At 63.5% G+C, this 26,449-nt stretch carries 20 protein-coding genes and 1 pseudogene; 6 read left to right on the top strand and 15 right to left on the bottom strand.

Features of this window, described 5'->3' with window-relative positions; all coding sequences use genetic code 11:
- Window positions 1-33: 33 nt before the first annotated feature.
- Complete coding sequence (locus tag DFR38_RS18210; RefSeq protein WP_082694009.1) at window positions 34-1,275, top strand: aminotransferase-like domain-containing protein; 1,242 nt, start codon at window positions 34-36, stop codon at window positions 1,273-1,275.
- A 66-nt stretch (window positions 1,276-1,341) separates the two neighbouring features.
- Window positions 1,342-1,450: pseudogene (locus tag DFR38_RS18205) on the top strand (transposase); the annotation flags it as partial.
- Between the two features lie 361 nt (window positions 1,451-1,811).
- On the opposite strand, the gene DFR38_RS18200 reads toward DFR38_RS18205, so the two are convergent.
- Window positions 1,812-2,477 (bottom strand): YiaD family glycine zipper/OmpA-like lipoprotein, encoded by a 666-nt coding sequence (locus DFR38_RS18200; protein WP_110313741.1) that lies wholly within the window; start codon window positions 2,475-2,477, stop codon window positions 1,812-1,814.
- 33 nt (window positions 2,478-2,510) lie between these two features.
- Here DFR38_RS18200 and DFR38_RS21305 point away from each other — a divergent pair, with 33 nt between their 5' ends.
- Window positions 2,511-2,684 (top strand): hypothetical protein, encoded by a 174-nt coding sequence (locus DFR38_RS21305; RefSeq protein WP_158527763.1) that lies wholly within the window; start codon window positions 2,511-2,513, stop codon window positions 2,682-2,684.
- A gap of 282 nt (window positions 2,685-2,966) precedes the next feature.
- Here the strand turns inward: DFR38_RS21305 and gabP are convergent, their stop codons facing one another.
- The 10 genes from gabP to DFR38_RS18155 all read right to left on the bottom strand — a co-directional run bounded on the left by gabP (window position 2,967) and on the right by DFR38_RS18155 (window position 14,373).
- A complete protein-coding gene (gabP, locus tag DFR38_RS18195; protein ID WP_059287579.1) occupies window positions 2,967-4,367 on the bottom strand; it encodes a GABA permease in 1,401 nt (466 codons plus the stop codon).
- Window positions 4,368-4,561: 194 nt separating this feature from the next.
- The gene (locus DFR38_RS21125) at window positions 4,562-4,861 is read right to left on the bottom strand and encodes a hypothetical protein (protein ID WP_146216014.1); all 300 of its coding nucleotides are present in this window, start codon (window positions 4,859-4,861) and stop codon (window positions 4,562-4,564) included.
- A gap of 64 nt (window positions 4,862-4,925) precedes the next feature.
- Window positions 4,926-5,870, bottom strand: coding sequence for an ABC transporter substrate-binding protein (locus tag DFR38_RS18190; protein WP_110313740.1), 945 nt, complete (start codon window positions 5,868-5,870; stop codon window positions 4,926-4,928).
- Window positions 5,867-7,894, bottom strand: coding sequence for a Fe(3+)-hydroxamate ABC transporter permease FhuB (fhuB, locus tag DFR38_RS18185; protein ID WP_110313739.1), 2,028 nt, complete (start codon window positions 7,892-7,894; stop codon window positions 5,867-5,869). The genes DFR38_RS18190 and fhuB overlap by 4 nt, the downstream gene beginning before the upstream one ends.
- 1 nt (window position 7,895) lies before the next feature.
- The gene (locus DFR38_RS18180) at window positions 7,896-8,663 is read right to left on the bottom strand and encodes an ABC transporter ATP-binding protein (protein ID WP_110313738.1); all 768 of its coding nucleotides are present in this window, start codon (window positions 8,661-8,663) and stop codon (window positions 7,896-7,898) included.
- A complete protein-coding gene (locus DFR38_RS18175) occupies window positions 8,647-9,375 on the bottom strand; it encodes a siderophore ferric iron reductase (protein ID WP_158527762.1) in 729 nt (242 codons plus the stop codon). The genes DFR38_RS18180 and DFR38_RS18175 overlap by 17 nt, the downstream gene beginning before the upstream one ends.
- Before the next feature lie 43 nt (window positions 9,376-9,418).
- Entirely contained in the window at window positions 9,419-11,227 is a 1,809-nt protein-coding gene (locus DFR38_RS18170; protein WP_059287578.1) for an IucA/IucC family protein, read from the bottom strand.
- A gap of 59 nt (window positions 11,228-11,286) precedes the next feature.
- Entirely contained in the window at window positions 11,287-11,883 is a 597-nt protein-coding gene (locus DFR38_RS18165; RefSeq protein WP_110313737.1) for a GNAT family N-acetyltransferase, read from the bottom strand.
- Complete coding sequence (locus DFR38_RS18160; RefSeq protein ID WP_110313736.1) at window positions 11,870-13,057, bottom strand: MFS transporter; 1,188 nt, start codon at window positions 13,055-13,057, stop codon at window positions 11,870-11,872. Before DFR38_RS18160 ends, DFR38_RS18165 begins: the two co-directional genes overlap by 14 nt.
- Window positions 13,054-14,373, bottom strand: a complete 1,320-nt coding sequence (locus DFR38_RS18155; protein ID WP_110313735.1) for a lysine N(6)-hydroxylase/L-ornithine N(5)-oxygenase family protein — start codon at window positions 14,371-14,373, stop codon at window positions 13,054-13,056. Before DFR38_RS18155 ends, DFR38_RS18160 begins: the two co-directional genes overlap by 4 nt.
- Before the next feature lie 409 nt (window positions 14,374-14,782).
- Here DFR38_RS18155 and DFR38_RS18150 point away from each other — a divergent pair, with 409 nt between their 5' ends.
- Window positions 14,783-16,936 (top strand): TonB-dependent siderophore receptor, encoded by a 2,154-nt coding sequence (locus DFR38_RS18150; protein ID WP_158527761.1) that lies wholly within the window; start codon window positions 14,783-14,785, stop codon window positions 16,934-16,936.
- 72 nt (window positions 16,937-17,008) lie between these two features.
- On the opposite strand, the gene DFR38_RS18145 is transcribed toward DFR38_RS18150, so the two are convergent.
- Window positions 17,009-20,347 (bottom strand): EAL domain-containing protein, encoded by a 3,339-nt coding sequence (locus DFR38_RS18145; RefSeq protein ID WP_110313742.1) that lies wholly within the window; start codon window positions 20,345-20,347, stop codon window positions 17,009-17,011.
- Between the two features lie 256 nt (window positions 20,348-20,603).
- Here DFR38_RS18145 and yiaY point away from each other — a divergent pair, with 256 nt between their 5' ends.
- Window positions 20,604-21,755: an L-threonine dehydrogenase gene (gene yiaY, locus DFR38_RS18140; RefSeq protein WP_110313734.1), complete on the top strand. Its 1,152-nt coding sequence runs from the start codon at window positions 20,604-20,606 to the stop codon at window positions 21,753-21,755.
- Window positions 21,756-21,843: 88 nt separating this feature from the next.
- Here the strand turns inward: yiaY and DFR38_RS18135 are convergent, their stop codons facing one another.
- Genes DFR38_RS18135 through DFR38_RS18125 form a run of 3 tightly spaced genes read right to left on the bottom strand, consistent with a single transcriptional unit; the run spans window position 21,844 to window position 23,737 of the window.
- Complete coding sequence (locus DFR38_RS18135) at window positions 21,844-22,260, bottom strand: ExbD/TolR family protein (protein WP_110313733.1); 417 nt, start codon at window positions 22,258-22,260, stop codon at window positions 21,844-21,846.
- 2 nt (window positions 22,261-22,262) lie between these two features.
- Window positions 22,263-23,003 (bottom strand): MotA/TolQ/ExbB proton channel family protein, encoded by a 741-nt coding sequence (locus DFR38_RS18130; RefSeq protein ID WP_110313732.1) that lies wholly within the window; start codon window positions 23,001-23,003, stop codon window positions 22,263-22,265.
- Between the two features lie 38 nt (window positions 23,004-23,041).
- A complete protein-coding gene (locus DFR38_RS18125) occupies window positions 23,042-23,737 on the bottom strand; it encodes an energy transducer TonB (protein ID WP_211310786.1) in 696 nt (231 codons plus the stop codon).
- Between the two features lie 355 nt (window positions 23,738-24,092).
- Here DFR38_RS18125 and DFR38_RS18120 point away from each other — a divergent pair, with 355 nt between their 5' ends.
- Entirely contained in the window at window positions 24,093-26,369 is a 2,277-nt protein-coding gene (locus DFR38_RS18120) for a TonB-dependent receptor (protein ID WP_110313730.1), read from the top strand.
- Window positions 26,370-26,449: the final 80 nt, after the last annotated feature.

Genomic DNA, 26,449 nt, shown 5'->3' with positions numbered 1-26,449 from the left:
AGGGTTTAAGAAGCCCAGCGAAGCATTCTGGGAATGTTGCTTCAATCTGGATATCAGGATTCCAACCACCGTTGCACTTGGCTCTTGAAACCGCCGGCTAAGGGCCAGAAAAAGTTGCACTTAAATCCAGGCCATAAAGAGCATATCCGTATAAATGGTGAGTGGCTCATGCGCCAACAGATGGCTAAACAGTGGAGAATTAACTTGGGAACAGGCTTACTGCCTGATGAGTGGTATCCTGATCCAGATCTTCGTATGGCAATTCGTAGTTTGCTACGCGACCAGAGATTGTCGATTTCCAACTATGGTGACTCACAGGGGTATGCCCCATTACGTGTACGCATAGCCGAAATGCTGATGGGCCTTAAGGTTGGTACAACCGCCGATCAGATTTGCTTAACTATTGGTGCAAGTCATGGACTGGAACTAGTCATGCGGGCGCTAGTCCGGCCAGGGGATTATGTTCTTGTAGATGAACCTGGCTACTACAATCTGTACTCTGCTTTAACTGGTTATGGCGTACATGCAATAGGGGTACCAAGGATGGATACAGGGCCTTGTTTAGAGACATTGCGCAAATTGCTCAATGATTACAAGCCTAAAGCATTCTTTACACAATCTATTTTCCACAACCCGACTGGTGGATGTACTGACCCTGCGACCGCACATGAGATCCTGAGTCTGGCTAAAAACCATGATATCTACGTTGTAGAAGACGACGTATATGGCGATTTTGATGATCTGTATCGGACACGCATTGCTTCCTTGGATCAATTGAATCGAGTAGTGCTGATTGGTAGCTTCTCAAAATCAGTTTCGGCATCAATCCGTATAGGCTATGTTGCGGCAAACATCGATATCACTAATAAAATTAATACTATTAAACTGAATGGTGTGATTGGATGCCCTTCATTTTCCGAAATGGCAGTATATGCCTTTTTGACTAGCGGAAACTACAGAAAGCATATTACACGCATGAGAGAACGGCTTTTTATTGTACGCGAGGTTGCTCGTAATAAATTATCGGAATTAGGTTTTACCGACATTTCCTCTCCGGGCGGTGGGTTCTTTGTTTGTGCTCGTCATCCGAAAATTGACTCAGCCTCCCACTTTTCTGAGAAAGCAGCGGCTGCAAATATTTTATTAGCACCAGGAGATGTGTTTTTACTGAATGGAAAGACTGCAGACTGGTTCAGATTTAATGTCGGTCATTTGATGAAGCCAAACGGCACCGAATGCCTTCAAGCCTTCATCAGAGAGTACCTTAAGTGCTAACAGGCTGTTGAAATACTGGCCGCATCAAACAACGATCAACGACGATGCTGACAGACACTCAAGAGCAGCGAGTGGCTGCTGTTCGAACAGATTTCCTACAACCTGCTGTTCCGCTGGTTGGTCGGCCTGGCCATTTGAAGACTCCGTGTGGAATCACTCCGTACTCAGCAAGAACTGTCCGGCAGGAGGTTTGGGGCGCGCTACTATCCTACAACCCAGTCCGGCTGGAGATGGCCGAGGTGGTACGGGAAGTCGGTGTCGTACCAGCCGATCTTAGTTTTACGACAGCGCTGCATTATTTACGCTACGAGTTGGCTGGCTGGCGATCAGTAGTCCTGGAACATTGCCAGCGCGCTTAGAGTGCCTGGGTGCACTGCTGCTTCCAAAGCAACGACGGGGGCGTGAATGCCCCCGCGTTGTGAAAAAGCTGCCGCCCCGTTACCCGACCAAACAGGTTCGATCCGTTAAGTGAACTGCATTACCGCACAAGCGGGCTTTTTGCTGTTGTCCGGCCACGCCGGAGCGCGACAAGGGGCTTACTTGCCGGCTTCGCCGACAAAGATTTCCACGCGACGGTTGGCAGCGCGACCGGCCACGGTGCTGTTGTCGGCCACCGGCTGACGCGAGCCCATGCCGTCGATGCTGATACGGTTGGCCGCTACGCCACGGTTGACCAGATAGTCGCGGGTGGCGCTGGCGCGGTTGACCGACAGCGGATTATTGATGGCATCGCTGCCGGTATTGTCGGTATGGCCGACGATGCGCACGGTGGTGACCGGATTCTGCTGCAAGGTAGTGGCGAAGCGATCCAGTACCGGGCGCAGATTGGGCTTGATATCGTAACGGCCGGAATCAAACGACACATCGCTCGGAATATTCAGCTTGAGCTGGTTGTCGGCCGTCTGGCTCACGCTCACACCAGTGCCTTGCGAGGCTTTTTCCATGGCCTCTTTCTGCTTTTGCATATGCTGCGACCACAGATAACCACCGCCAGCCCCCAAGGCCGCGCCCACTGCCGCGCCGGTCACTGCGCTGCGGCCGGTATGGCCACCGGCAGTCAGCGCGCCCAGCAAGGCACCAACACCTGCCCCCACCGCGGCACCGGTGCCGGTGGTTTGCTGGGTTTCATTCATATTGGCGCAACCGCTCAGGCTGGCCACCGCCATCGTGACGACCAACAGCGAAGTGATTTGTTTTTTCATCGTAGACTCCTCGTTACGGGATGAGCATGCTGCATGCCCGATACAGATACCGACCGTGCCGAGCGCAAGCGGCGCACGGTGACGGCCTTCATGGTGATACTTAGCCAGTGCCACCAGCCGGGCGGGCCGCTGCAATCCGCCCGGCTGACACAGGGCATCGCGTCCCGGCGGCAAGGCACGCCGACACAAACAGCAGCAAGGCGGTGAGCAGCAGGCCATGCTCAGCTTGCGGGGCGCGCCAAGCACCGCATAGGGCAGAACCAGGCGGCACAAGTTCACCAGACTTATTTGGCTGCCATTATTTTAAATAATAGCAAGTAACTGTTTATATTTTAGCCTTGTTGCCCGCCAACGTGTGTAAGCGATCGTGTGCCTTGTGTAAGCGAAAGTACAGCCTGCCCTGCCGCGCCAATAAAAAAAGCCCCCTTGCGGGGGCGTAAGTGATGCTAAGGGTCGTCAGGAAAAGCAAAAACGGATATTCAGCGCCGCTCAGGACTGCGTGGCCACCTTGGCCGGGCGTGACTCCATCCACGGCGTGCCGTACAGACGCGAGCGAATCCAGCCCACCGCCAGCAATGCCACGGCCAGCGCACCGGTGCTGATCACTTCGACCTGGTGCTCGGGACGGATGGCCATCAGCACCACCACGGCGCAGATGAACACGATGACCATCCAGGTCAGTGTCGGGAACATCCACATGCGGAAGGCCGGCGTTTCGCCATTGGCCTCCATGCGCTGGCGCATGCGCAGCTGGGAAATGGCAATCACCAGGTACACCAGCAGGGCGATGGTGCCGGAAGTGGCCAGCAGGATGTCGAACACTTCCTTGGGAACCAGGTAGTTGGCGATCACGGTGATGAAGCCCACCACCATGGAGCCGAGCACCGCCTTTTGCGGCGTGCCGTTGGCTGCGATATCGCCAAACATCTTCAGGGCATCGCCACGGCTGGACAGCGAATACAGCATGCGCGAGGCGGTATACAGCGCCGAGTTCAGGCAGCTGGCCACCGACACCAGCACCACCACATCGACAATGGCCTTGGCATTGGGAATGCCGATCAGCTGCAAGGTACGCTGGTAGGAACCCAGGGCGGCCAGTTGCGGATCGTTCCAGGCCACCAGTGCGGTCACCACGAAGATGGAGCCCAGGTAGAACAGGCTGATCCGCCATACCACCGAATTGGTGGCCTTGGTGATCTGCTGCTGCGGGTTGTCCGATTCGGCCGCGGCGATGGTGACGATCTCTGTCCCCAGAAAGGTAAACATGGTGGTCAGCATGGCACCCAGCACGGCGCCAAAGCCATTGGGCATGAAGCCGCCGTGATCAAACAGCCGTGCGGTGCCACTGACCTGGCTGCCCGGAATCAGGCCCAGCATGGCAGCGCCGGCCACCGCCAGGAAGGCGACGATTGCCACCACCTTCACCAGCGCGAACCAGAACTCGAACTCGCCGTAGTTCTTCACGCTGAACAGGTTGGTGATGGTCAGCAAGACGGTAATGCCCAGGGCAAAGGCCCACATCGGCACACCGGCAAACCAGGCATGCAGGATGGTGGCGGCGGCATTGGCTTCCAGCGGAATCACCAGTACCCAGAACCACCAGTACAGCCAGCCGATGATGTAGCCGGCCCAGTGGCCGATGGCACGGTCGGCATAGGTGGAAAACGAGCCGGTATCCGGCGCGGCCACCGCCATTTCGCCCAGCATGCGCATGACCAGCACCACCAGCAGCCCGGCCATGGCATAGGCGATCAGCACGGCAGGGCCGGCCTCGGCAATGGCGTGGCCGGAGCCGACAAACAAACCGGCACCGATGACACCGGCAATGGACAGCATGGTGACGTGACGCTGCTTGAGCCCGTGGCTCAAACCTTGAGATGAAGCACTCATGAAAGAATCTCCCAAACCGGCGGCCCGCGTGGGCAGGTCCGCCGGCAAATTGCATTTTTTGTTTTTGTCGCGGTGAAAGTGACCCACATTACTGCTTGCCTGCTGCCGGCAAGACCACAGCCAGCCCCGCTAGCGGGCCTGCTCCAGGCAGGCCGCTTCGGGATGCTTGCGGCATTGGTCTGCACGACAACTGTTTATGCTGCCATTTCGTAAAAAAATGGCATTTTTTTAAACAGCAAGACATTGACTACAATCTCCAAAGCAGTCAAATCCTTGTATAGAATGAACTTTCCAAGACTTGCCGGCCTTGCAATTCTAATCACGCGTTTAATAAAACACCACAATGAATAATATTTTAAACAGCAAAGCAACGCGTCCACTGGCGGCAAACAGGCAGGCAAGTCATTGAAAGAAATGGCTTTGCCAGGAAAAATGCACAACGGGTGAAAAACAGAAAAATCGCCACAAAAGACAGAAAAATCACTGGATTTCATGCTTTTCAGCCTGCCGCAGCAGGGCCCTGCTGGCGTGGCTGCGGGCAGGCCCTGCCAAATGGCATTAGCGCAAGGCTGGCCTGCTGGCCGCCGCGATGGGCAATTGCAGCAGGGCGGTGGTCATGCCCTGTGCCAGATAGAGCAGCGAGGCCGCACCGCCGTAGCTCCAGGCCGGCGCCACCGCGGCAAAGCGCTGCTGCCGTACAAAGGGCAAGCCCTGCCACAAGGGGCTGGCAAACAGCTGCGGCGCGGCGGCAAACGGCTGCTGATACAGCACGATATCCTGGCGCAGCGCCAGCAGCTGGCCCACGCGCTGCTGGCTGACTCCCCATACCGAGGGCGCCGGCTGGCCGGTGGTGCGCAGGCCCAGCCGGCGCAAGGCCAGCACCGGCATGGCATTGCTGCCGTAGACATACACCATGGACGGGTTGGCAAAGCGGATGACCTGCACCGTGGGCCAGGCGGCAGCCCCATGCGCCTGCAACTGGCGGCGCAGGCTGGCAAAGCCCTGCTCCAGCTGCTGTAGCCGCTGCTGCGCCTGCGGCTGCCGCCCCAGCACCCGCCCCAGCTGCAGCAAGATGCGCTCGGCTGCCTGCGCATGGTCCTGCCCCGGCTGATAGGCGTCGATATTCAATACCGGGGCAATGCGCTGCAGGCTGGCGCGCATGGGCAGCAAGGTGGGGCTGATGATGATCAGCTGTGGCTTGAGGCTGGCCAGCAGCTCCAGATTGGGTTCCAGCCGGCTGCCGGCCGACGGCACCTGCGCCGGCAGGCGTGGGCGTACCACCCATTGCCGGTAGTCGTCGGCATCGGCCACCGCCAGTGGAGTCAGGCCCAGTTCCAGCAGGTTTTCCGCCGCCTCCCAGCTCAAGGCGACAATGCGTTGCGGCGGCGGGCCCGCCGGCTGGCGGCTGGCCTGCTCCAGTTCATCCAGGCCAGCGGCCATGGCCGGCAGCCAGCCGCCGGTCAGCCAGACGGCAAAGCAACAAAGCAGTATGCGCAACATCATCGCCCGCCTCCGCGGCGTAGCCGTTGCCAGCACAGCAACAGCAGGAAATAGCCCCCGCACAGCACCGAGGCCAGCATGCCCAGCGGCAACTGCCGCGGGTAGATCAACACCCGGCCCAGCCAGTCGGCCAGCAGCAGCAGCGCCGCGCCCAGCAAGGCTGCCAAGAGCAATTGCGCCACCGGCCGGCGTGCGCCCAGCAGCGCGGCGATATGCGGGGCCAGCAAGCCCAGAAAGGCCACCGGCCCCAGCACTGCCGTCACCACCGCCGTCAGCAAGGCCACCAGCAGCAGCAAGCCCAGCCGTACCCGTTCCAGCATCAGCCCACGGCCCTGTGCCACGCCATCGCCAGTGGCCAGCAAGGCCAGCACCCGTTGTGCCGCCAGCGCTGTCATGCCCAGCACCAGCACCGCCAGGCTCAGCCATAGCGCCTGTGCGCCGCTGACCCGGTAACTGGAACCGGCCAGCCAGCCCAGCACGGCAAAGCTGTCCGCCGTGCCCTTGGCCAGCACCACCTGCACCAGCGCATCCAGCAAGGCCGCCAGCGCAATGCCGCTCAGCGCCATCATGCCGGCAGCGTAGCCGTGGCGACGGCCCAGCCACAGCAGCAGCCCCAGCACCAGCAAGCTGCCGGCCAGTACCAGCAAAGGCCCGCCCTGCAGCAGGGGCTGGCCCAGCCAGCTGCTGGCCAGCAACAGCGCCAGGCTGCCACCAGCCGACAGCCCCAGCAGATCGGGACTGGCCAGCGGATTGCGCAACAGCCGTTGCAACAGCACCCCGGCCAAGGCCAGCCCGGCGCCGGCACTGAGCGCCACCAGGCTGCGCGGCCAGCGCAAGGACCAGAGCAGCGGCTCCGGCCATGCCAGCACCCAGCGCAGTTGCCCGCCATCAGCCATCGGTGACAGGCAAACACTCAACAGGGTCAGCAGTACTAGCAAGGACACCGCCAGCAGCCAGCCTCCCCTGCCCCAGCGTCGCTGGCCAGCCACCACACTGGATGGTGCAGCCGCTTGCTGTGCCGGCCGCAGATTACGCCGCGCCAGCCACAGCAAGGCCGGTGCGCCCAGCAAGGCAGTCACCGCTCCGCTGGGCAGGCTGTCACCCGCCCACTGGCTGAAGGCCAGCGCCAGACAGTCGCTACCCAGCAGGCACAGCGCCCCCAGCACGGCGCTGGCAGCCAGTTGCGCCCGTGGCTGGCGTGCACCGAGCAGGCTGGCCAGATTGGGTGCCACCAGGCCGATAAAGCCGATCAGCCCCACCGCTGCCACTGACACCGCACTCAGCCACAGTGCCGCCAGCAGCAAGAGCAAAATGCTGCTCACCGCAACACCACGGCCACGCGCAGCAGCCAGTCCCAGCCGCAGCAGCGACAGCGGGCGCGGAGCCAGCCATAGCAAGAGCAGGGCCGGGCTGAGCCGGGGCAGCAGCCACAGCGTCCACTGCCAGTCGATCTGTGCCAGATCGCCGGCGCCCCAGACAAACAGATTGCGCGCGTACTGGTCGTGCAGCAGCACCAGCGCCGTCGCCAGCGCCCCCAGCAGCAGGTTGACCGCCATGCCGCCCAGCACCAGCGGCAAGCCGTTCAGCCCCTGTGGCCCGGCCAGCAGCAAGACCAGCCCCAGCGCCAGCATGGCCCCGCCCAGCGCCGGCCAGGCCGGGTGCAGCGCCAGCACGCCGGGCAGGCAGATGCTGGCCAGCACCACCCCCAGCCAGGCACCGGCCGACAGGCCCAGCGTCATCGGCGACACCAGCCGGTTGCCGGTCAGCTGTTGCAACACGCTGCCGGACAAGCCCAGCGCCGCGCCCACCAGCAGGGCCATGGCCGCACGCGGCAAGGCCGCATAGTGGAATTGCAGGCCGTTGAAATCAACCGGTGCCTGCCACAGCTGCGCCCACTGCGCGGCCGGGGGCAGCCCGCCATCCAGCCACAGGTGTAGCGACAACAAGCCCAGCAGGCCGCACAGCGCCAGCGGATAGCGCCAGCCACGCCCGGTGGCAGGTAATAACAAGGTGATGACGGCTGACATCTCAGGCCACCACCGCTACCGGACAGGGCTGGCCGGCTTGTGGCAGCAGCTGGATATCCACCCCGTACAGCCCGGACAGGCGCGGCGAATGCAGCAGCTCCAGCGGCGAGCCATCGAAATACAGCCGCCCTTGCTGCAAGGCGATGATGCGGTCGGCATGGCGGGCCGCCAGATTGATGTCATGCAGCACCACCACCACACCACGGCCGCTGTCGCGGTTAAGCCGGCGCAGCAGGCCCATCAACTGGTATTGGTGCGCCAGGTCCAGCGCCGAGGTCGGTTCGTCCAGCAGCAACAGCGGCGACTGCTGCGCCAGCAGCATGGCGATCCAGGCGCGCTGGCGCTCGCCGCCGGATAACAGCTCGGCCTCGTGTGCGGCATGCTGGGTCACGTCGGCAGCGCGCATGGCCTCGGCCACGATGGCGCTGTCCTGTGCGCTCCAGCGGCCGAAAGCACCGCGCCAGGGATAGCGCCCCAGCCCCACCAGCTCGGCCACGGTCAGGCCGGCCACTTCGGGCAGGCGCTGCGGCAAATAAGCCACGGCACGGGCAAACTGCCGCGCCGACAGCCGGTTCAGCGGCTGGCCATTCAACTGCAACTGTCCCTGATCGGGCTGCAACTGGCGCGCCAGCAGGTTCATCAAGGTGGATTTGCCGGAGCCGTTATGCCCCAGGATGACGGTGAAAGCCCGGCCATCCAGCTGCAAGGCCGGCAGTTGCAATACGGTACGGCCTTGCCGCTCCACACGGATATCACGCAGGGTCAGCATGCTGCGCCCACTCCTTTCTCAGCTGTGCCACACGCGCGGTGGCAGACAATTTCGGGCAGGTGCTGCACAGGGCGCCATCGCAGCGGCGAAAATGCTGGCAGCAGGCACGCCGCGCCAGCGCCAGCCGCTCGCCGCCGTTTTCGAGCGCCACCGGCCACACGCCGCTGGCCTGCGGCAAGTCCAGTGCCGCCAGCCATTGCCCGGTCAATTGTTCGATGGCGGCGTTGTCGCGTACCGGTTGCAGCCGCTGCAGCAGCAGCAAGGCCGCCACCACGCAGTCGGCCAGCAGGCGGCCGGCCAGCTTGGCATGCAAGGGCTGCTGCGCGGCCAGCTGCGGCAGCACGCTGGCCGCGATGGCGCTCAGCTGCGCGGCGGCCGGCTGGCGCAGGCCGGCCGCCGGGCCATGGCGCAGCGGCTGCGCCGGCAGGGAAAAACCGGCCACCATGCCGGGCAGCAAACCTTGCTGCATGCTGCTCCAGTCCGGCAGGGCTCCCGCCAGCTCCACCCCCAGCACCGTGGCGTAAGCCGGCTGCCACAGCAGCAGGCCCCAGCTGCGGCAGCCCCAGTAATGCGGGCCGGCTTCCGGATGCCGGCTGCGCAAATGCTGCAGCAGCTGGCCAATGGCCGGGCCGGCCGTCGCCAGGGCAAACTCGTCGGCGGCGGCCTCGCCTATGCGGCCATCCAGACCGGGCAGCGCCTGAGACAGCTGCACCAGCAGCTGCCCAAGCCTGCCGCCCGCGCCTGCGGCTGTGGCGTCAAACGGCATGGCTGGCCAGCGGATTGCGCAGGGTGCCGGCAAACTTCAGATTGCCGGCCGGATTGGCCAGATCCAGCATCTGCTGGTTATTGCCCAGTTGCAGCCGGTTCAGGCAAGAGCGGGCAAACTCCGGCATGAACAGGTCGTAGCGGGCAAAGCGCGCGGCCAGCTGCGGGAATTGCATCTGGTAAGTGCGCACGCACAGGGCCACCTCCTGCCAGAACGCCTGCTCCGGCAGGCCGCAGTGCTCATCCAGAATGGCCGCCAGATAGCGGAAGAAGCCGTCGAACACATCGGTAAACAAGGCCAGCAGCTTCATCTCCTCCGGCACCTTCACCGCCAGCCGCGCTACCGCTGGCGGCAGGGCGGCATCCGGGTTCAGGATGGCCGCTTCCTCGGCAATGTCCTTCATGATGGCGCGCTGCGGGATATTGTTTTCCAGCTGCAGGATGAGGTTTTCCCCGTGTGGCATGAACACCAGCTCGTGGGCATAGAAGCAATGCAGCAGCGGTGCCAGATAGGCTTGCAGATAGCGCGCCACCCAGCTGCGCGCATCCAGCCCGGAACTGTGGATCAGCGCGGCCAGCAAGGATTCCCCGGCCGCATCGATATGCAGCAGCGCGGCCATGGTCATCAGCCGTTTGCCCGGCCCCAGCAGCGCGGCCGGGCTTTCCCGCCACAGCGCCGACAACATTTTCTTGTAGGGCGAATCCTTGCTGATGCCGCCATCGAAATAGGGATTGCGAAAACCGATGGAGGCCACTTCGCGCAGGATGGCAAAGCCTTGCTGGCGCAGGTAGGCATCGCTGTCCACCAGCTGGCGGATCCAGTCGTTGATGGCCGGGGTGGCCAGCATGTAATACGGCGACAGCCCGCGCATGAAGCCCATATTAAGAATGGACAGCGCGGTTTTCACATAGCGGCGCTGCGGCTGGCTGATGTTGTAGAAGGTGCGGATGGACTGCTGCGCCAGATAGGCATCCTCGCCATAGCCCAGGCAGACGATATGGCGCTGTGCCACTTCCGGCGCAAAGGATATGGCCAGCTTGTTGAACCACTGCCAGGGGTGGGCCGGCATCAGCAGGTAGTCGTCCATCTCCAGCTGCTGTGCGGCCAGCTGGCGGGCAAAGCCGGCCAGCGCCGCGCTGCCCAGTTCTTCTTGCAACAGGCGCTGGTAGTCCAGGTCGGCCGCGCACGAGAAGGTGGCGCGCGACTTGTGCACCGCCAGCCAGATCAGCCGCTGCGGTGCCGCCGCTTCCGGCGCATGGCGCGGGTAGTCGACGGCATCGAAGCCGATGCGGCCGTTATTGGCGACAAAGCCGGGGTGGCCTTCCATCATGCTGGTTTCCACCGACTGGAAATCGGCGCGGGTCAGCTCCTCGGCACTCAGCCCGCCGCGGGCATGCTTGTAGGCACTGCCATACAGGGTGCTGCTGATCTCTTCCAGGTACACCGGCATCATGTCGTCGCCAATGCCCAGCGGGCCTTTGAATTCGATGATGAAGGCCAGCGCATCCAGCGCGGCCGGCGCCCCGTGCAGGCTGCGGCTAAGCGAAGCGGCATCGATCAGCCAATGCTCCAGCGCCAGCACGCGGGCGCGGAAGGTGTATTCCCCGCTGCCATCCGGGATGGGCAGGCGGTAGCTGCCCCAGTCGCCCTGCTGCTGTTGTAATTGTGGAGCCAGCAACAGCTCGTGGGAGAACTCGGCAATGGCCTTGCGCAGCAGCAGGCGGTTGACCTTGGCCCAGATGGCCGGCTGCAGATGTTGAACCAGTTGTTGCGGATATTGATGGCTAGGCGTTTGCATGGTGTTCCTTGCGTGACGGCCGCACAGCGCCGAGGGGCGGCGGCCGGAATGATTGGCGATCAGACAGCACAAGCCGGCTGGGCGGCGGCGCAGGCCGCGGCAAACTGCGCCCGGCTGCAAAAAGCCAGCGCCGCGCGCTTGTGCGGCAGCTGGATCTCGCCCTGATAAACAAAGCCGGCATGGCGGTTGAGGCGGTGGATCTTGTCATTGCGCACATCCGGCTCCACCACCACCCGCGCCACCGCCGGGTCGGCAAACAGCGCAGCCAGCACGGTGTGCATCACCGCCCGGCTGAAACCGCTGCGCGGCTGCAAGGGTGGGGCCAGCAGCAGATGCATGCCGGTATCGCCCGGCTGCACCGGGTAGTGCCGGCCCAGTTCGTCGTGCGCCGGGTCGTAACGCTCCATCAGGAAGGCCGGCACACCGTCCAGCCGGCCTAGCAGTGCCTGGGCATGGCCGCTGTCCTGCAACCGGGCATAGGCGTCGCTCACCGCCGTCAGATCGCAGTGCTGCATGCCCCAGTAACGGGCGTAATCGCGGCCAACCCAGTCGTGCAGCAGGGGCATGTCTTGCGGCACCTGCAGCGGATAGAGGCGGAACTCGCCCATGCCGGCAAACTGACGGGAAAACAGTGGAGCAAGGTCAGGCGTGCTCATCAGCAAACTCCTTGGGAAAGGGTGGCCGCAGCTCGGGCAATAACAAGGGATGGGCCAGCAGGCATAGCAGCAGCCCCAGCGCCGCCGCCACAAAGGGCGCGACCAGGCCATAACTGGCCACCAACGCACCAGCGGCGCTGGACGACAGCAGCACGCCCAGGTTCTGGCACAGATTGATGCGGCTATAGTCACGGGCGTAATGCAGCGGGGTACTGAGGCGGAACAGCTGCAAATCCAGCCGCACCGTCAGCTGGAACAAGGCCCAGCCGAACAGGCAGCGCCCCAGCAACAGCAGTGGCAGCTGTGGCAGCGCCTGCAGCAGCAAGCCGCCCGCCCCCAGCAACAGCAGGCTGCGGGTACTGCCGGCCGCTGGCCGGGCAAGCCGCTGCCGGCGCCGGTTGTGCCACAGGCCAAGCAAGGCCAGCAGCGCCGGCAAGGCAAACACCGCCGCCGCCAAGGTGCTGTTGTCCAGCCCGCTTTGCTGCTGCCAGTACAGGGCAAAAAAGCCACGCACCAGATAGGCGCTGCAGTAAAACAGCAGCATCAGCAAGCCCAGCCGCCACAGGCCGCCAGCCGCTTGCGGCGGGTGTTCGCCCACCGTGCTGGCCGGTGCGGCAACCTGCGGCAAGGCCGGTAGCGGTACGCGCAGCAGCCACAGGCACAAGCCCATCTGCGCCAGATCAGCCAGTGCCATCAGCAAGAAGGCATGGCGGGCTGGCAACAAACCCAGCAACACCCCGCCCAGCAAGGCCCCGGCGATGCCACCAAAGTGGACGATGACCGACAGCAGGCCGATCAGCCCGGCATGCTCCTGCGGTGCGGCCTGGCTCATCAGCCGCGGGTAGATCAGCAGATAGCTGGATTTGCAGCCCACCATGGCCAGCGAAGCCAGCCAGAACAGCAGCATGCTGTCGGCGGCATAGCAGGCAACACACAGCAGCGCCGCCGCCAGCTGGGTGAAGGGCAGCAGCCGCAGCAACTCCACCCGCCGCGCCAGCCGCGCCCATAGCGGCAGCGCCAGCATCACCACCAGGCATAGCGCGGCCAGATAGTTGCCCACCAGCCGGGCATCTTCCACGCCGAAGCGGCTGGCGAAGTACTGCGGGTAAAACGGCAGCAGTACCGCATCGCCCACCACCGCCAGCGTGCTGAGCGTCAGCAAGGTCCGCCTCATGCGCTCAGTCTTTCCGGATCGGGCTGGCGCTCCGGCGCGGTGAATTGCTGGAAAGCGATGCGCTGCTCCACCGGGTAGTGCTCCACACCGCTGATGCTGCGGATCAGCCGCGCATTGCGATAGCAGGCCATGCCCAGGTCGGGCGACGAAAGGCCGTGGGTGTGCAGCTCGGCGTTTTGCACGAACAGGCGATGCTCGGCATCGATGCTGTAATCGCGTGCCACGGCAAAGCGGCCATGTTCATCACGGCGGATGCGCCCGGCAATCGGCGCCAGGAAGGCCGGCTGGCGGTAGCCATAGCCGGTCGCCAGCACCAGCCCGGCCGTCTGCAGGCTGAAGCGCTGTTGCTGCTCCAGCTGCTGCAGTTCCAGCTGGAAAAGCCCCTGCGCCTTGTCATAGCGGCAGTCGCTGAGCGCGGTATTGGCCAGCAGCAGGGTGTCCGGCTTGCCGTTCAGGTGCTTGCGATACAGCAGTTCGTGAATGTCGTTGATCAGGCTGGCATTGATGCCCTTGAACAGGCCTTTTTGCTGTTGCAGCAGCTGGTCGCGCTGCGACAGCGGCAACTGGTGGAAGTAATCCACATATTCCGGCGAGGTCAGCTCCAGCGTCAGCTTGGTGTATTCCAGCGGGAAAAAGCGCGGCGAGCGGGTGAGCCAGTTCAGCTGGTAGCCGTAGCGGTCGATGTCCTGCAGCAGGTCGTAGTAAATCTCTGCCGCGCTCTGGCCGCTGCCGATGATGGTGATGGAGGGCTGGCGCTGCAGCGCCGCCTTGTCGGCCAGATAGCTGGCCGAGTGGCTGGCCTGCTGCCGCACCGACTGGCAGCACGCCGGCCACAGCGGCACGGTGCCGGTGCCCAGCACCAGATGACGGGCGCGGTACAGCTCCAGCTCGCCGCTGGCCAGGTTCTGGCAATACACCTGATACAGGCTGTTGATTTCGTCGTACGCCACCCGCTCCACCTGGCGCTGCCAGCGCAGGCTGTCCAGCTGGGCGCACACCCACTGGCAGTACTGGTTGTATTCCTGGCGCAGCATGAAGAAATCTTCGCGGATGTAAAAAGCGTAAATCCGCCCGCTGCTTTTCAGGTAGTTGAGAAAACTGAAACGGCTGGTGGGGTCGGCCAGCGTCACCAGATCGGCCAGAAACGGCGTTTGCAGGGTGGCGTTTTCCAGCAACATGCCCGGATGCCAGTCAAAACCGGCCGCCTGGTCGAGGAATACACCGTCCAGCCCTTCCAGCGGCTGGGTCAGGCAGGCCAGGCCCAGATTGAAGGGGCCGATGCCGATGGCCACGAAATCGTGAATCTTGCCATTCATCGCGCCATCCTCCGCCGCGTGGCGTCACTTGCTGCTTGCAGGACAAAAGTCAGGTTCATTCGGCTTGCTCTCCGTGTGCTGGTCAGGCCAGCGGGTGGGAGGCCGGCCACGGCCGCAGTGGGTGCAGGCCGTGTGCCGGTCAGGGCTGGCGCGGCGGGTGTGACTCCCCCGCAGCGCCGCTACAGGACAGGCCGCATTGCTCACGACTGGCGGTGTGCTGTTGCTTGCTCATGAATCCCACTCCCGAATCAGAATTTTCACAATAATATTGCGAATGATAACGATTATCAATAGCATTATCGCATCAGCCAGCCATCCTGCCCACGCAGAAGGCATGGCCGATGCCGCCATGACACAAGCCCGGCAGGGGCCGGGCGCGGCAAGCCAGAACAATCAAGGACGATGCGTGATGACAAGCAGCAACAGACGCCAGCAAGCAGGCCGCCATCTGGGGAGAACCCTGTGTGTGGCCACACTGGCACTGGCCGTGCAGCAGGCTTATGCCGCCGACAGCAGCACACTGGAAACGGTAACGGTCAGCGCAGAACAGCGCGCCGATGCCCTGGCTCCCACCCAGGGCTACCAGGTGGGCAGCAGCAAGAGCGCCAGCAAGACCGACACCCCGCTGGCGCAGATTCCGCAAGCCATATCGGTCGTCACCCGCCAGCAGATCGAAGACCAGAAACCGCGCACCATCAGCGAGGCGCTCAACTACACGCCGGGGGTGTTCAGCGGTGCGGTGGGTTCCACCACCCGCTACGACTACATCGTGCTGCGCGGCTTCAGCGACCACCCCACCGCCAATGAATTCCTCGATGGCCTGCGGCTGTTTGGCGATCCGGACGGCTACAACACCCTGCAGATCGACCCCTATGTGGTGGAAAGGCTGGACGTGGTACGCGGACCGGCCTCGGCCAGCTATGGCCAGGCCTCGCCCGGCGGCGTGGTGGCCATCACCAGCAAGCGCCCCTTGCAAGAGGACTACCACGAGCTGTCACTGACGGTGGGCAACCGCCAGCAACGCTCACTGGGGCTGGATTTCGGCGGTGCCGTGGCCGGCCGCGACGACCTGTCCTACCGCCTGGTGGCCAAGGGCAGCGCCGCCGACCAGCAACAAAACGGCGCCAGTACCGAGCGCTATGTGCTGGCCCCCTCGCTCAACTGGAAAATCAGCGACAGCACCAATCTGCTGCTGCAAGCCTATTTGCAGAAAGACCCCAGCACCGGCTACCACGGCACCCTGCCCTACTACGGCACCGTGGTCCCGCATAATGGCAAGACCATCTCCCCCACCTTCAACGAAGGCTCCAGTGGCGACGGCATGAACCGCGAGCAGCAATACTATGGCTATCAGCTGGAACACCGCTTCAATGACGCGCTGACCTTCCGCCAGCAATACCGCCTGCAACTGAGCAAGACCGACCTGAGCCAGTATTCCGATGTCGGCTGGGTATCCGACAGCTCCGACCTGCTCAATCGCACTTATGCCCGCTCCAGCGAGCGCTCCACCGCCCACATCATCGACAACAGCCTGGAAGCCCGCTTCAATGCACTGGGGATGAAGCACACCCTGCTGGCCGGGCTGGACTACCAGACCAGCCGCAACAAGGGCGACAACTCCTATACCTACACCGGCACCACCATCAATCCCTTCAACACCGTGTACGACGACAGCAGCCACCCGCTGTCCTTCAAATACTTCGACCGCAAGCGCGACCAGACCGGCGTCTACCTGCAGGACCAGATGGCACTGGGCAACTGGAAACTGACCGCCGGCCTGCGCCACGACCAGGCCAAGGTATCGGAAACCAATACCGGCACCGGCAGCCGCACCAGCTGGGAAGGTGGCAAGACCACCGGCCGGCTGGGTCTGGTGTATGAGGCAGAAAACGGCCTGGCTCCCTACCTGAGCTATAGCGAGGGCTTCGACCCCAGCCAGGCTTATGCCACCGACAGCCATGGCAATGTGCTCAAGCCGATGCAGAGCAAGCAGAGCGAAGCCGGCCTGCGCTACCAGCCCAGCAGCGACATCCAGCTGTCCGCCGCGGTGTATGAGCTGCAGCAAAGCAATGTGGCCCAGTACAACGCCATCAGCTTCAGCTACGACCCCATCGGCAAGGTGCGCTCGCGCGGTGTGGAACTGGAAGCCAATGCCAGGCTGAGCAAGCAGCTGTCGCTGCTGGCTGGCTACACCTATACCGACATGCAGGTCACCGAGGGCAGCAACCAGGGCAAGACGCCCTACCTGGCCCCGGCACACAAGGCCACCGCCTGGCTGGATTACGCCTTTGCCGATGGCGTCAACCTGGGCGGCGGGGTGCGCCATACCGGCTGGATGTGGGCCGACAGCGCCAATACCCTGACCATTCCGGGTGTCACGCTGTACGACCTGCGCCTGCGCCTGCAACTGGGGCAGTTCAGCCCGTCGCTCAAGGGCAGCACGCTGCAGATCAACGCCAACAACCTCAGCAACAAGACTTACGTTGCCTCGTGCTACAGCAGCTATGCCTGCTACTACGGCGAGAAGCGCAATATCAGCGCCACCCTCAGCTACAAGTGGTAAACCAGCCCGGCAAAGAAAACGCCTGACATGGTCAGGCGTTTTTTACTGAGCGCAGGACCAGCAGCGCGCCCTTTACTCCCGCGCCAGCTGCGCCATGGAAAACCCGGCCACCCAGGGCAGGAAGCTGGCCGCCGGCATCGGCCGGGCAATGTAATACCCCTGGGCCACATCGCAGCCCAGCGCGCGCAGCTGCTCCCAGTCGGCACGGCTTTCCACCCCTTCGGCCACGGTCTTGCGGCCCAGATCGTGCACCAGGTCGATGGTGGAACGCACGATGGCGGCCGAATCCTTGCTGCCGGACAGATTGCAGACAAAGGACTGGTCGATCTTGATGTACTCCACCGGCAGCCGCTGCAGATAGCTGAGCGAGGAATAGCCGGTGCCAAAGTCGTCGATATACAGCGGGATGCCGTCGTCACGCCATTGCTGCAACACATGCAGGCAGCTGCTGGCATCCTCCATCAGTGTGCTTTCGGTGATTTCCAGCTCCAGCAGCCCGGTTTGCAGCTGGCGTTGCTGCTGCCAGCGGCGAATCTTGTCCCCCAGCGCCTCGTCCCGCAGATTATGTGCCGACAGATTGACCGCGACCGGCAGGGCGCAGCCCTGTTGCTGCCACTCCTGCAACAGGTCCAGCACGCTGTTGATCATCCACTCGGTCAGCGGCTTGATCAGCCCGGTGCGCTCGGCCAAACCAATAAACAGCGCGGGCGACAGCAGCCCCTGCGCGCCGTGCTGCCAGCGCACCAGCGCTTCCGCACCGCACACCCGGCCACTGGCCATTTCCACCTTGGGTTGCAGATAAACCCGCAGCTCGCCCCCCTCGATGGCCTGCCGCAACTCGCCGGCCATGTTCAGATGCGGCGACTGGTCGCAATACTCCTGCGGATTGAACAACCAGTGGCTGACTCCCTTGTCGCGCGCGGCATGCACGGCAATATCGGTCTGACGCAACAGCTCGTGTACCGAGCCGGCATAGTCGGGAAAGTGCGAAATACCGGTTTTTGCGCTGACATCCAGCCGGATGTCCGCCACCAGGAAAGGCTGGGCCAGACACTGCTCCAGCCGCTGGGCCACGGTCTGGGCGGCGGCCACATCATGTGCGGGCAACAGCACGGCGAATTCGTCGCCGCGCAGCCGGGCCACCAGTGCCGAGACCGGGGCGCACTCGGTCAGCCGCCGGCCGAATTCGCGCAGGATGTGGTCACCATGGCTGAAACCCAGTGCATCGTTGATTTCACTGAGCCTTTCGATATTCAGCTGCAACAGCGCCAGTGGCGTTGGCGGCCCGTTCGCCATCACGGCCGCCAGGGTTTCCACCAGCTGGGTTTCGTTGGCCAGGCCGGTGAGCGCATCATGGTGGGTCAGATAGTGCATGGCGGCCTGTGCCCGCTTTTGCTCGGCTCGCCCGCGCAACATGCCGATGCCGAAGGCCAGATCGTCGGCAAACTCACTGAGCAAGGCGATTTCGTCACTGTCGAAACAGGCGGTGCCGCCGGTGTGGACAAGCAAAGCGCCGATGATGCGGCCATCCACCCACAAGGGGCAGGACAGGCCCTGCACCGCCTCCTTGCTGGCCATGTCGGTGCCCAGCGGCACTTGCAGCAAGCTGGGCCGCTCGCTGAAAGTGATGGCTGCCAGCATGCTGTCGGCCATGCCGGCCAGCCGTTCCAGCCCGCCGGGAAAACCATGCTGCGCCGCCGGAAACAGGCGCTCGCCCTCGGCGGCATGCAGCCAGACCGCGGCGCTGGCATAGCCGGCCACGCTGACGATAAGCCGGCACATGTCCTGCAGCAGGCCGGGCTCATCGCTGGCACGCAACATGGCGTGATTGCCGGCACTGAGGGTGCGCAATGCGCGGCTGACGCCCTCCAGCTCGGCCACCCGCCCGGCCAGTTCCAGATTGAGCGCCTGTATCCTTTCTTCGTCGCGCTTGCGCCCGGTGATGTCGTTGCCCAGCACGTAATAGCCCTCCACCGCACCGCTGCTGTCGCGCTTGGGCACATAACGGATGGCATGCCAGACACCGGCAAAGGGCTGCCAGTCGTATTCCTGCAGCTCGCCCTGCAAGGCTTTTTCTATCATCGGCTGCACCCGCTGATAGCGTTCCGGGCCAAGGATGTCGCTCACCAGGCATGCGGTGATGTCGTCATGCTCGGGAGCAAAGCGCTGGCGGTATTGATCGTTGACATAGACATAGCGCTGCTCGCGGCTGACAAAGGCGATATAGGCCGGCAAGGCGGTGATGATGCTGTGCAGATGCGCCATGCTGTCCGCCCATTGCCGGGTTTTCTCGTCCACCCGCCTCTCCAGCTGCACGTTCTGTTGCTGCATGGCGCGCTCGACACTGCGTTCGAGGCTGACATCGCGAAACACCAGCACCACGCCGCGGATCTGTCCGCTGTCATCGGTAATGGGGGCGGCACTGTCGGCAATCGGCCATTCCCGGCCGTCGCGGGCGATCAGACAAGTGTGATTGGCCAGCCCCTGCACCTTGCCGGTGGCCAGCACGCGCTCCACCGGCACCAGTGCCGGTTCGCGGCTGAGCTCGTGGATGATGTGAAACACCGTGGCCACCGGCTGGCCGACCGCTTCGGCCAGCGTCCAGCCGGTCAGTTGCTCAGCCACCGGATTCATGCGCGTGATGCGGCCGGCCGCATCGGTGGCCAGCACGGCATCGCCAATCGAATGCAGGGTGATGGAGAGGTTTTCCTGGCTGTCGGCCAGCTGCTGCCGGCTGGCTTCCAGCGCACGCAGCTGGCTGCGGATCAGGCGGTATGTGGCGGCCAGCAAGAGCAGCAACAAGATGGCGGTGATACTGCCCAGCTGTAGCAAACGCTGCCTGGTGGCCAGATAGTCCGCCTGATGCAAGTCCAGGCTGCCGCGCTCCAGCGCATCCATTTCATCCAGCAGGCGATAGACCGCCACCCTGGTTTGCAACAAGGGCGACTGATTGGCAAAGCGGGTGGCCGCGGCGGCCCCCTGGGTCTTGCGTACCAGCTCCACCTGGCGGGCGATCTGCAACCGCTGGTCGAGTACCCGGCGCAGGCTGCTCCAGTGCTGTTGCAGTTCCCGGCTGTCTGCGGTCAGCCGGCGAATCTGCGCCAACAGCAGCTCGCGGCTGGCAATGCCCTGATCCCGTTCCTGCAGCTGGGCCGGGTCGCCGCTCAGGCGGAAATTCTGGCTGCTCAATTCGATTTGCAGGGTATCGCCGCGTATCCGTGCCAGGCCATTGAGCACCTCATGCGAATGGGCCACGCTTTCGCCAGCACGACTTGCCTCATCAGCCACCGACCAGGTCATGGCTGTCAGCACCACCACGGCCAGCGCGGCGCTGACAAAAGCGGTAATGACTTGTGAATCAAAGCTGAAGCGCATGGCGGCATCATCCCTGTCGGTGCTGGCTGGTTGCATGCCATTTTGCACAAAGCAACTGGCAATGATGGCAGGTTCCAATCATGACTTTAGCATTAGCAACGCCTGTTCGCCGCCTGATCCGCCACAAAATCACCGTTCCGGCCCGCACATGGCACTAAAGTCGAATGGGACAGCCGCGCCGCAGACCTTAGGCTGTTGCCATGACGCCTGGTCATGCAGCTAGCAGCACAACAGCCTGTCGTCCCGGCCGGTCCTCCAGGCAGACCGGTCACCCACATAAGGAGATAACACCATGACCACAACGACTTTCTTCATTCCGCCAGTCAATGTAATGGGCGCCGGTTGCCTCAAGGAGGCGGTGAATGCCATCCAGGCCTATGGTTTCAGGCATGCGCTGATCGTCACCGACAAGGTGCTGGCCGATATCGGCGTGGCCGCCAATGTGCAGGCCCTGCTGGCCGAGCGCGACATCCAGGCCAGCATTTTCGCCGGTGCCCAGCCCAATCCCACCATCGGCAATGTCGAAGCCGGCTTGCAGGTGCTGCGGGAAAAACAGTGTGATTTCGTGGTGTCGCTGGGTGGCGGCTCGCCGCATGACTGCGCCAAGGGCATTGCCCTGGTGGCCACCAATGGCGGCAAGATTGCCGATTACGAAGGGGTGGACCGCTCGAAGAAACCGCAGCTGCCACTGGTGGCCATCAATACCACGGCCGGCACGGCCAGCGAGATGACCCGCTTTTGCATCATCACCGATGAAGCACGCCATATCAAAATGGCCATCGTCGACCGCAATGTCACCCCCATCCTGTCGGTCAACGACCCCGACCTGATGCTGGCCAAGCCCAAGAGCCTGACCGCGGCCACCGGCATGGATGCGCTGACCCACGCCATCGAAGCCTATGTATCCACCGCCGCCACGCCGATTACCGATGCCTGCGCCCTCAAGGCGGTGGAGCTGATCTCCCGCCATCTGCGCACGGCGGTGGAAAACGGCAAGAATCTGGAAGCACGCGAACAGATGGCCTATGCCGAATTCCTGGCCGGCATGGCCTTCAACAATGCCTCACTCGGCTATGTGCATGCCATGGCCCACCAGCTGGGCGGGGTTTACGACCTGCCGCACGGGGTATGCAATGCCTTGCTGCTGCCGCATGTGGAAGCCTTCAATGCCCAGACATCAGCGGCACGGCTGGCGGATGTGGCGGTGGCGATGGGCGTCGACACCCAGGGGCTGACCGCCGAGGCCGGTGCCAAGGCCTGCCTGGTCGCCATCCGCAAGCTGGCGGCCGATATCGGCATCCCGGCCAGCCTGGCCGAGCTGGGCGTCAAGCATGAGGACATCCCCCTGCTGGCCAGCAATGCACTGAAAGACGCCTGCGGCCTGACCAACCCGCGCCAGGCCACGCAGCAGGAAATCGAGCAGATCTTCGCCGGCGCCATGTAAGCAGCCAGGGGCCGGTGCCACACCGGCCTGCCCTGATGCCGCGGGCAAACCTTCTGCTGCGGCCTGCCCTGCCCCGGGGAAGGCCGCGCTATCTGGCCTGCGGCTGGGTGACGAAGACGATGCGATTCACCCCGGCCTGCTGTGCCAGCGCCATGACGGCCGCCACCGCCTGGTATGGCGTGGCCTGGTCGGCTTGCAATTGCAGTTCCGGATTGCTGGCGCGCACGCTGTGCAGCCGGCTGTCCAGTTGCTGCTGGCTGATGGCCTGCCCGTCCAGCTGCAGGCTGCCGTCGCGCTGCAAGGCCAGGTGCAGCACCGTATCCTGCTGTGGCGCGCGGGTGGCTGCCGTTCTGGGCAGATCGATACCGATGGCCTGATGAAACAGCGGCGCGGTAATCAGGAACACCACCAGCAACACCAGCATCACATCCACCAGCGGCGTGGTATTGATCTCGGCCATGGGCTGGCCATGCTGGCCGGAAGCAGAAAAACCGTGAAATGCCATGTTTACACCCCGCGGCCGGCGGTTTGCGGCTGCCCCTCGCCACGCGGTGCCGCCTGCGCCAGCGGCATGCGCACGCCGGCCACCAGATAGGCATGCAGGCCATGGGCAAAGCTTTCCAGCTGGGCCAGCAACAGCCGGTTGCCGCGGGTGCTGGCGTTATAGCCGAGCACGGCGGGGATGGCGACGAACAGGCCGATTGCCGTCATGATCAGCGCCTCGCCCACCGGGCCGGCCACCTGATCCAGCGTCATCTGCGTGCGGCCGGACAGGCTGATCAGCGCGTGGTAAATCCCCCATACCGTGCCGAACAGGCCGACAAAGGGCGCGGTGGCCCCCACCGAAGCCAGCACGGTCAGCCCCTGTTCCAGCCTGGCCTGCAACTGCTGCAGCGCCTGCTGCAGGATGCGCCCCAGGTAATCAGCCGCATCCAGCTCGCCACCCAGTCCCACGCCGGATTTGCTGGCATAAGCCTGTGCCGCCTGCTCGGCCTGGATGGCCAGTCCGCTCAGCATGCGGCTGCCATCCTGCTGCGTCAGCACGGCCATGGCCGCCGCCTTGCCCGGTGCCTGCCAGAAGGCCGGCAGCGCCTGGCGCAGCGCCCGCCGCAGCCGGCGCTGCTCGATCAGCTTGAGCAGCAGCAGGCTCCAGCTGCATACCGACATCAGCAGCAAAATGATGGTCAGTGCATGCGATACCGTATCGCCCTGCTGCCAGAAATGGGCAAAACCCAGTTGCTTGTCCATGGTGTTTCCTTGCAAAGAATCAGCTGCGGCCACCGCCATCAATGGCCCAGGCGAAAAGTAATCGGAACGATGACACTGGAGGCAATCGCGCTGCCACCGCGCCGCGCCGGGATAAAGCGCCAGCCGGCCACCACCTCGCGGGCGGCCTCATCCAGCCGGGAAAATCCGCTGCCGTGATACACCTCCACCGCCTCGGCCAGACCGGCCGCCGAAACCCGCACCCGCAACAGGACCCGCCCCTCTTCGCCATTGCGACGTGAGGCCGGCGGATAGCCCGGTGCCGGATTGTGCAGATAATCGGCAGCAAAACCCGGCTCGCTGCTGGGGGGCTGGGGCGGCTGGGCCGGCTCGGCGCTCACCGGCTGCACCCTGGTGTCGGCACTGCTGGCCGTGGCTTGCGCCGGAGCAGTGGTGGTGGTGGTGCCGGCAGCATGGGTGGCTGCCAGCACGGCAGGTGCGCGTGCTGGCCGCGCCGCCGCATGCCGCGACAGCGCCGGCAAGGGGCGTGGCGGCTGGCGGGTGGGTGACACCGGCCGTGCTTGCGCCGGGGCCTCCGGGGCCACTGTCGGCAGCAGCTGTACCGCAATACTGGTGGGCAGGGGCGTGGCTGCCGGCTGCAGGGTTTGCCTGGCCAGCCAGCCGCCCAGCACGCCATGCAGCAGCAGCACCACCAGCCAGACACCGACGCGGGAGCGCTCCGCTCCGGCCATCCCTTCCATGTGCACCCCGTCCACCTGCTCTCCCCCATGCCGTGGCTGCACGGCATGGCAGCCCATCGCAGAAACTGTGCAAAGCCTCGTCACAGATTCTCAGGGCGCTACCTTAGCAGGAGTGCCGCCGCCTGCCGTGCGACCAATTGTCGCAGCCGGCAAAGTTCCCCCCTGCGACAAAATGCCACATTCCCAGCCAGCCACCGCAGCGGGCATGATCCACGCCGCCGGGAGCCATTGACCAAACCATCGCAGCTGCGCTGTGCCGCCTGGCCGTAGTGCTGGTGCAGGCGGCGTCGGCATCAGCAGACAGCGGGGTTTTGTCAGTGGCTCTTAAACAATTTCTGAACTCTCAATCAATAACAAGCGGGAAAACGTGATGATGTGCAATGGAGAATTTCAATACCGCCACATGGTGCTGGCCGTGGCCATCGCCATGTGCCAGGTCGGCCATGCCCAGGCTGCAGACACGGACAAGCAGCTGGCCGAGGTGACGGTGCAATCGCAAGCGGCCAACAGCGGCCTGCCGGACAATCTGCCGGCCAGCAGCAGTGGCATGAGCGCGGACAAGATCGCCCAGACCGTCAATGTCACCAGCACCGAAGACACGGTGAAGTACCTGCCCAATGTGCAGGTGCGCAAACGCTATATCGGCGACCAGAACAGCATCATCGCCACCCGCACCTCCGGCCAGACCAGCAGCGCCCGCGCCCTGCTGTACGCCGACGACATCCTGCTGTCCAACCTGCTGGGCAACAACTACGCCTACCCGCCGCGCTGGAATCTGGTCAGTCCCGACGAAATCGGCCATGTTGACGTGTTTTACGGCCCGTTCTCCGCCGAATACCCGGGCAATTCCATCGGCTCGGTCATCGTACTGAGCACCCGCATGCCGGAAAAATTCGAAGCGCATGCCAGCAGCACCTTGTTTGACGAAAGCTTCAGCCAGTACAAGACCAGCCAGCATTTCACCGGCAGCAAGAACGCCGTGATGCTGGGCGACCGCCAGGACAAGCTGGCGTGGATCATCGAAGCCGGCCACCTGGATAGCCTGGGCCACCCGGCCACCTTTGCCGCCAACCCCAACAAGTACAGCGGCGCCAGCGCAGCCACCGCCACCAGCGGTGCGGTGAGCGATACCGACACCACCGGCAACAAGCGGCTGATCATCGGTGCCACCGGCGCCGAGCACTCTATCCAGGACAACGCCAACCTGAAGCTGTCCTACGACCTGAGCCCCACGCTGAAGCTGAACTACACCCTGGGCTACTGGCAGAACAACTCCACCGTGGGCGTGGACAGCTATCTGCGCGATGCCAACGGCAATCCGGTCTACACCGGCATCGTCAACATCAATGGCCAGAAATACAATCTGGCCAATGCCTTCCAGCCCAGCACGCGCCAGCAGGAACATCTGCTGAATGCCCTGTCCTTCAAGACCAGTACCGAGGGCAGCTGGGACTGGCAAGGCACGGTCAGCATTTATGACTTCAGCAAGGATACCCAGCGCAGCGCCAACGCCGGCCTGACCGGTGCCGGCACCATTACCAAGCTGGATGGCACCGGCTGGCAAACCGTCGACCTGAAAGGCGACTGGCGTCCCAGTGGCAGCCTGGCCAGCGAACACCAGCTGCGCTTTGGCTATCACTACGATCATTACGTGCTGAACAGCCGCAGCTATGCCACCAGCGACTGGCAAAACGGCAGCCAGGGCAACCTGACCGCCGCCTTTGCCGGCAATACCCAGCTCAATGCCGTGTTTGCCCAGGACACCTGGCGGCTGCGCCCCGGCACCCAGCTGATCATCGGCGGCCGCTACGAATGGTGGGATGCCTACGGCGGCGCCACCACCACCGGCAGCTATACCTCTTACGATCAGAACCGCAGCCAGCAATTCTTCTCGCCCAAGGCGGCGATGCTGTTCGACCTGAACGAACAATGGACGCTGCGCACCGCCTATGGCCGTGCCTATCGCACCCCCACCGTGGCCGAGCTGTTCCAGGGCACGGCGGCCAGCAGCAACACCATCGTCAACAACAACCCCAATCTGAAAGCCGAACGCGCCGACACCGGGGAAATCACCGCCACACGCCAGCTGAATGGCGGCACGCTGCGCCTGACCGCCTTCCGCGAAGAGCTGGCCGATGCCCTGCTGTCGCAGACCAACACCACGGTCACCCCCAACGTCACCAATATCCAGAACATCGACCGCGTGCGCACCAATGGCCTGGAACTGGCCTGGGAGCAAAGCGATATCGGCCTGCGCGGGCTGGATGTCAGCGCCAGCCTGACCTATGCCAAGTCTGAAATCATTGCCAACGGCAACAATCCGGCCTCGGTAGGCAACCCCTTCCCCGGCATCCCGGAATGGCGCGCCACGGCCGTGGTGAGCTATCGCCAGAACGACAAGCTGTCCTATTCGCTGGCCGCACGCTACAGCAGCTTCCAGACCTCGGACGTCAACAACACCGTGGTCAATACCGACGTCTACGGGGCCAACAGCGCCTACTTCATCATGGACACGCGCATCAGCTACAAGCTGGATCGCCAGTTCACCGTGGCACTGGGCGTGGACAACCTCAACAACTACAAGAGCTACGCCTATCACCCGATGCCGCAGCGCACCACCTATGCCCAGCTGAAGTTCGACTACTGAGGCCGTGGCGGCCACCCTGCCGCCCTTCCTTGTTCGCCGTACACGGCGCGGCATCCGGCATGCCGCGCCATTTTCATTGG

Origin of the sequence: Aquitalea magnusonii, assembly GCF_003202035.1 — a bacterium.
Taxonomy (GTDB): domain Bacteria; phylum Pseudomonadota; class Gammaproteobacteria; order Burkholderiales; family Chromobacteriaceae; genus Aquitalea; species Aquitalea magnusonii.
Note: the sequence above shows the minus strand (reverse complement) of the source record. Positions and strands in the feature narration are given on the sequence as shown.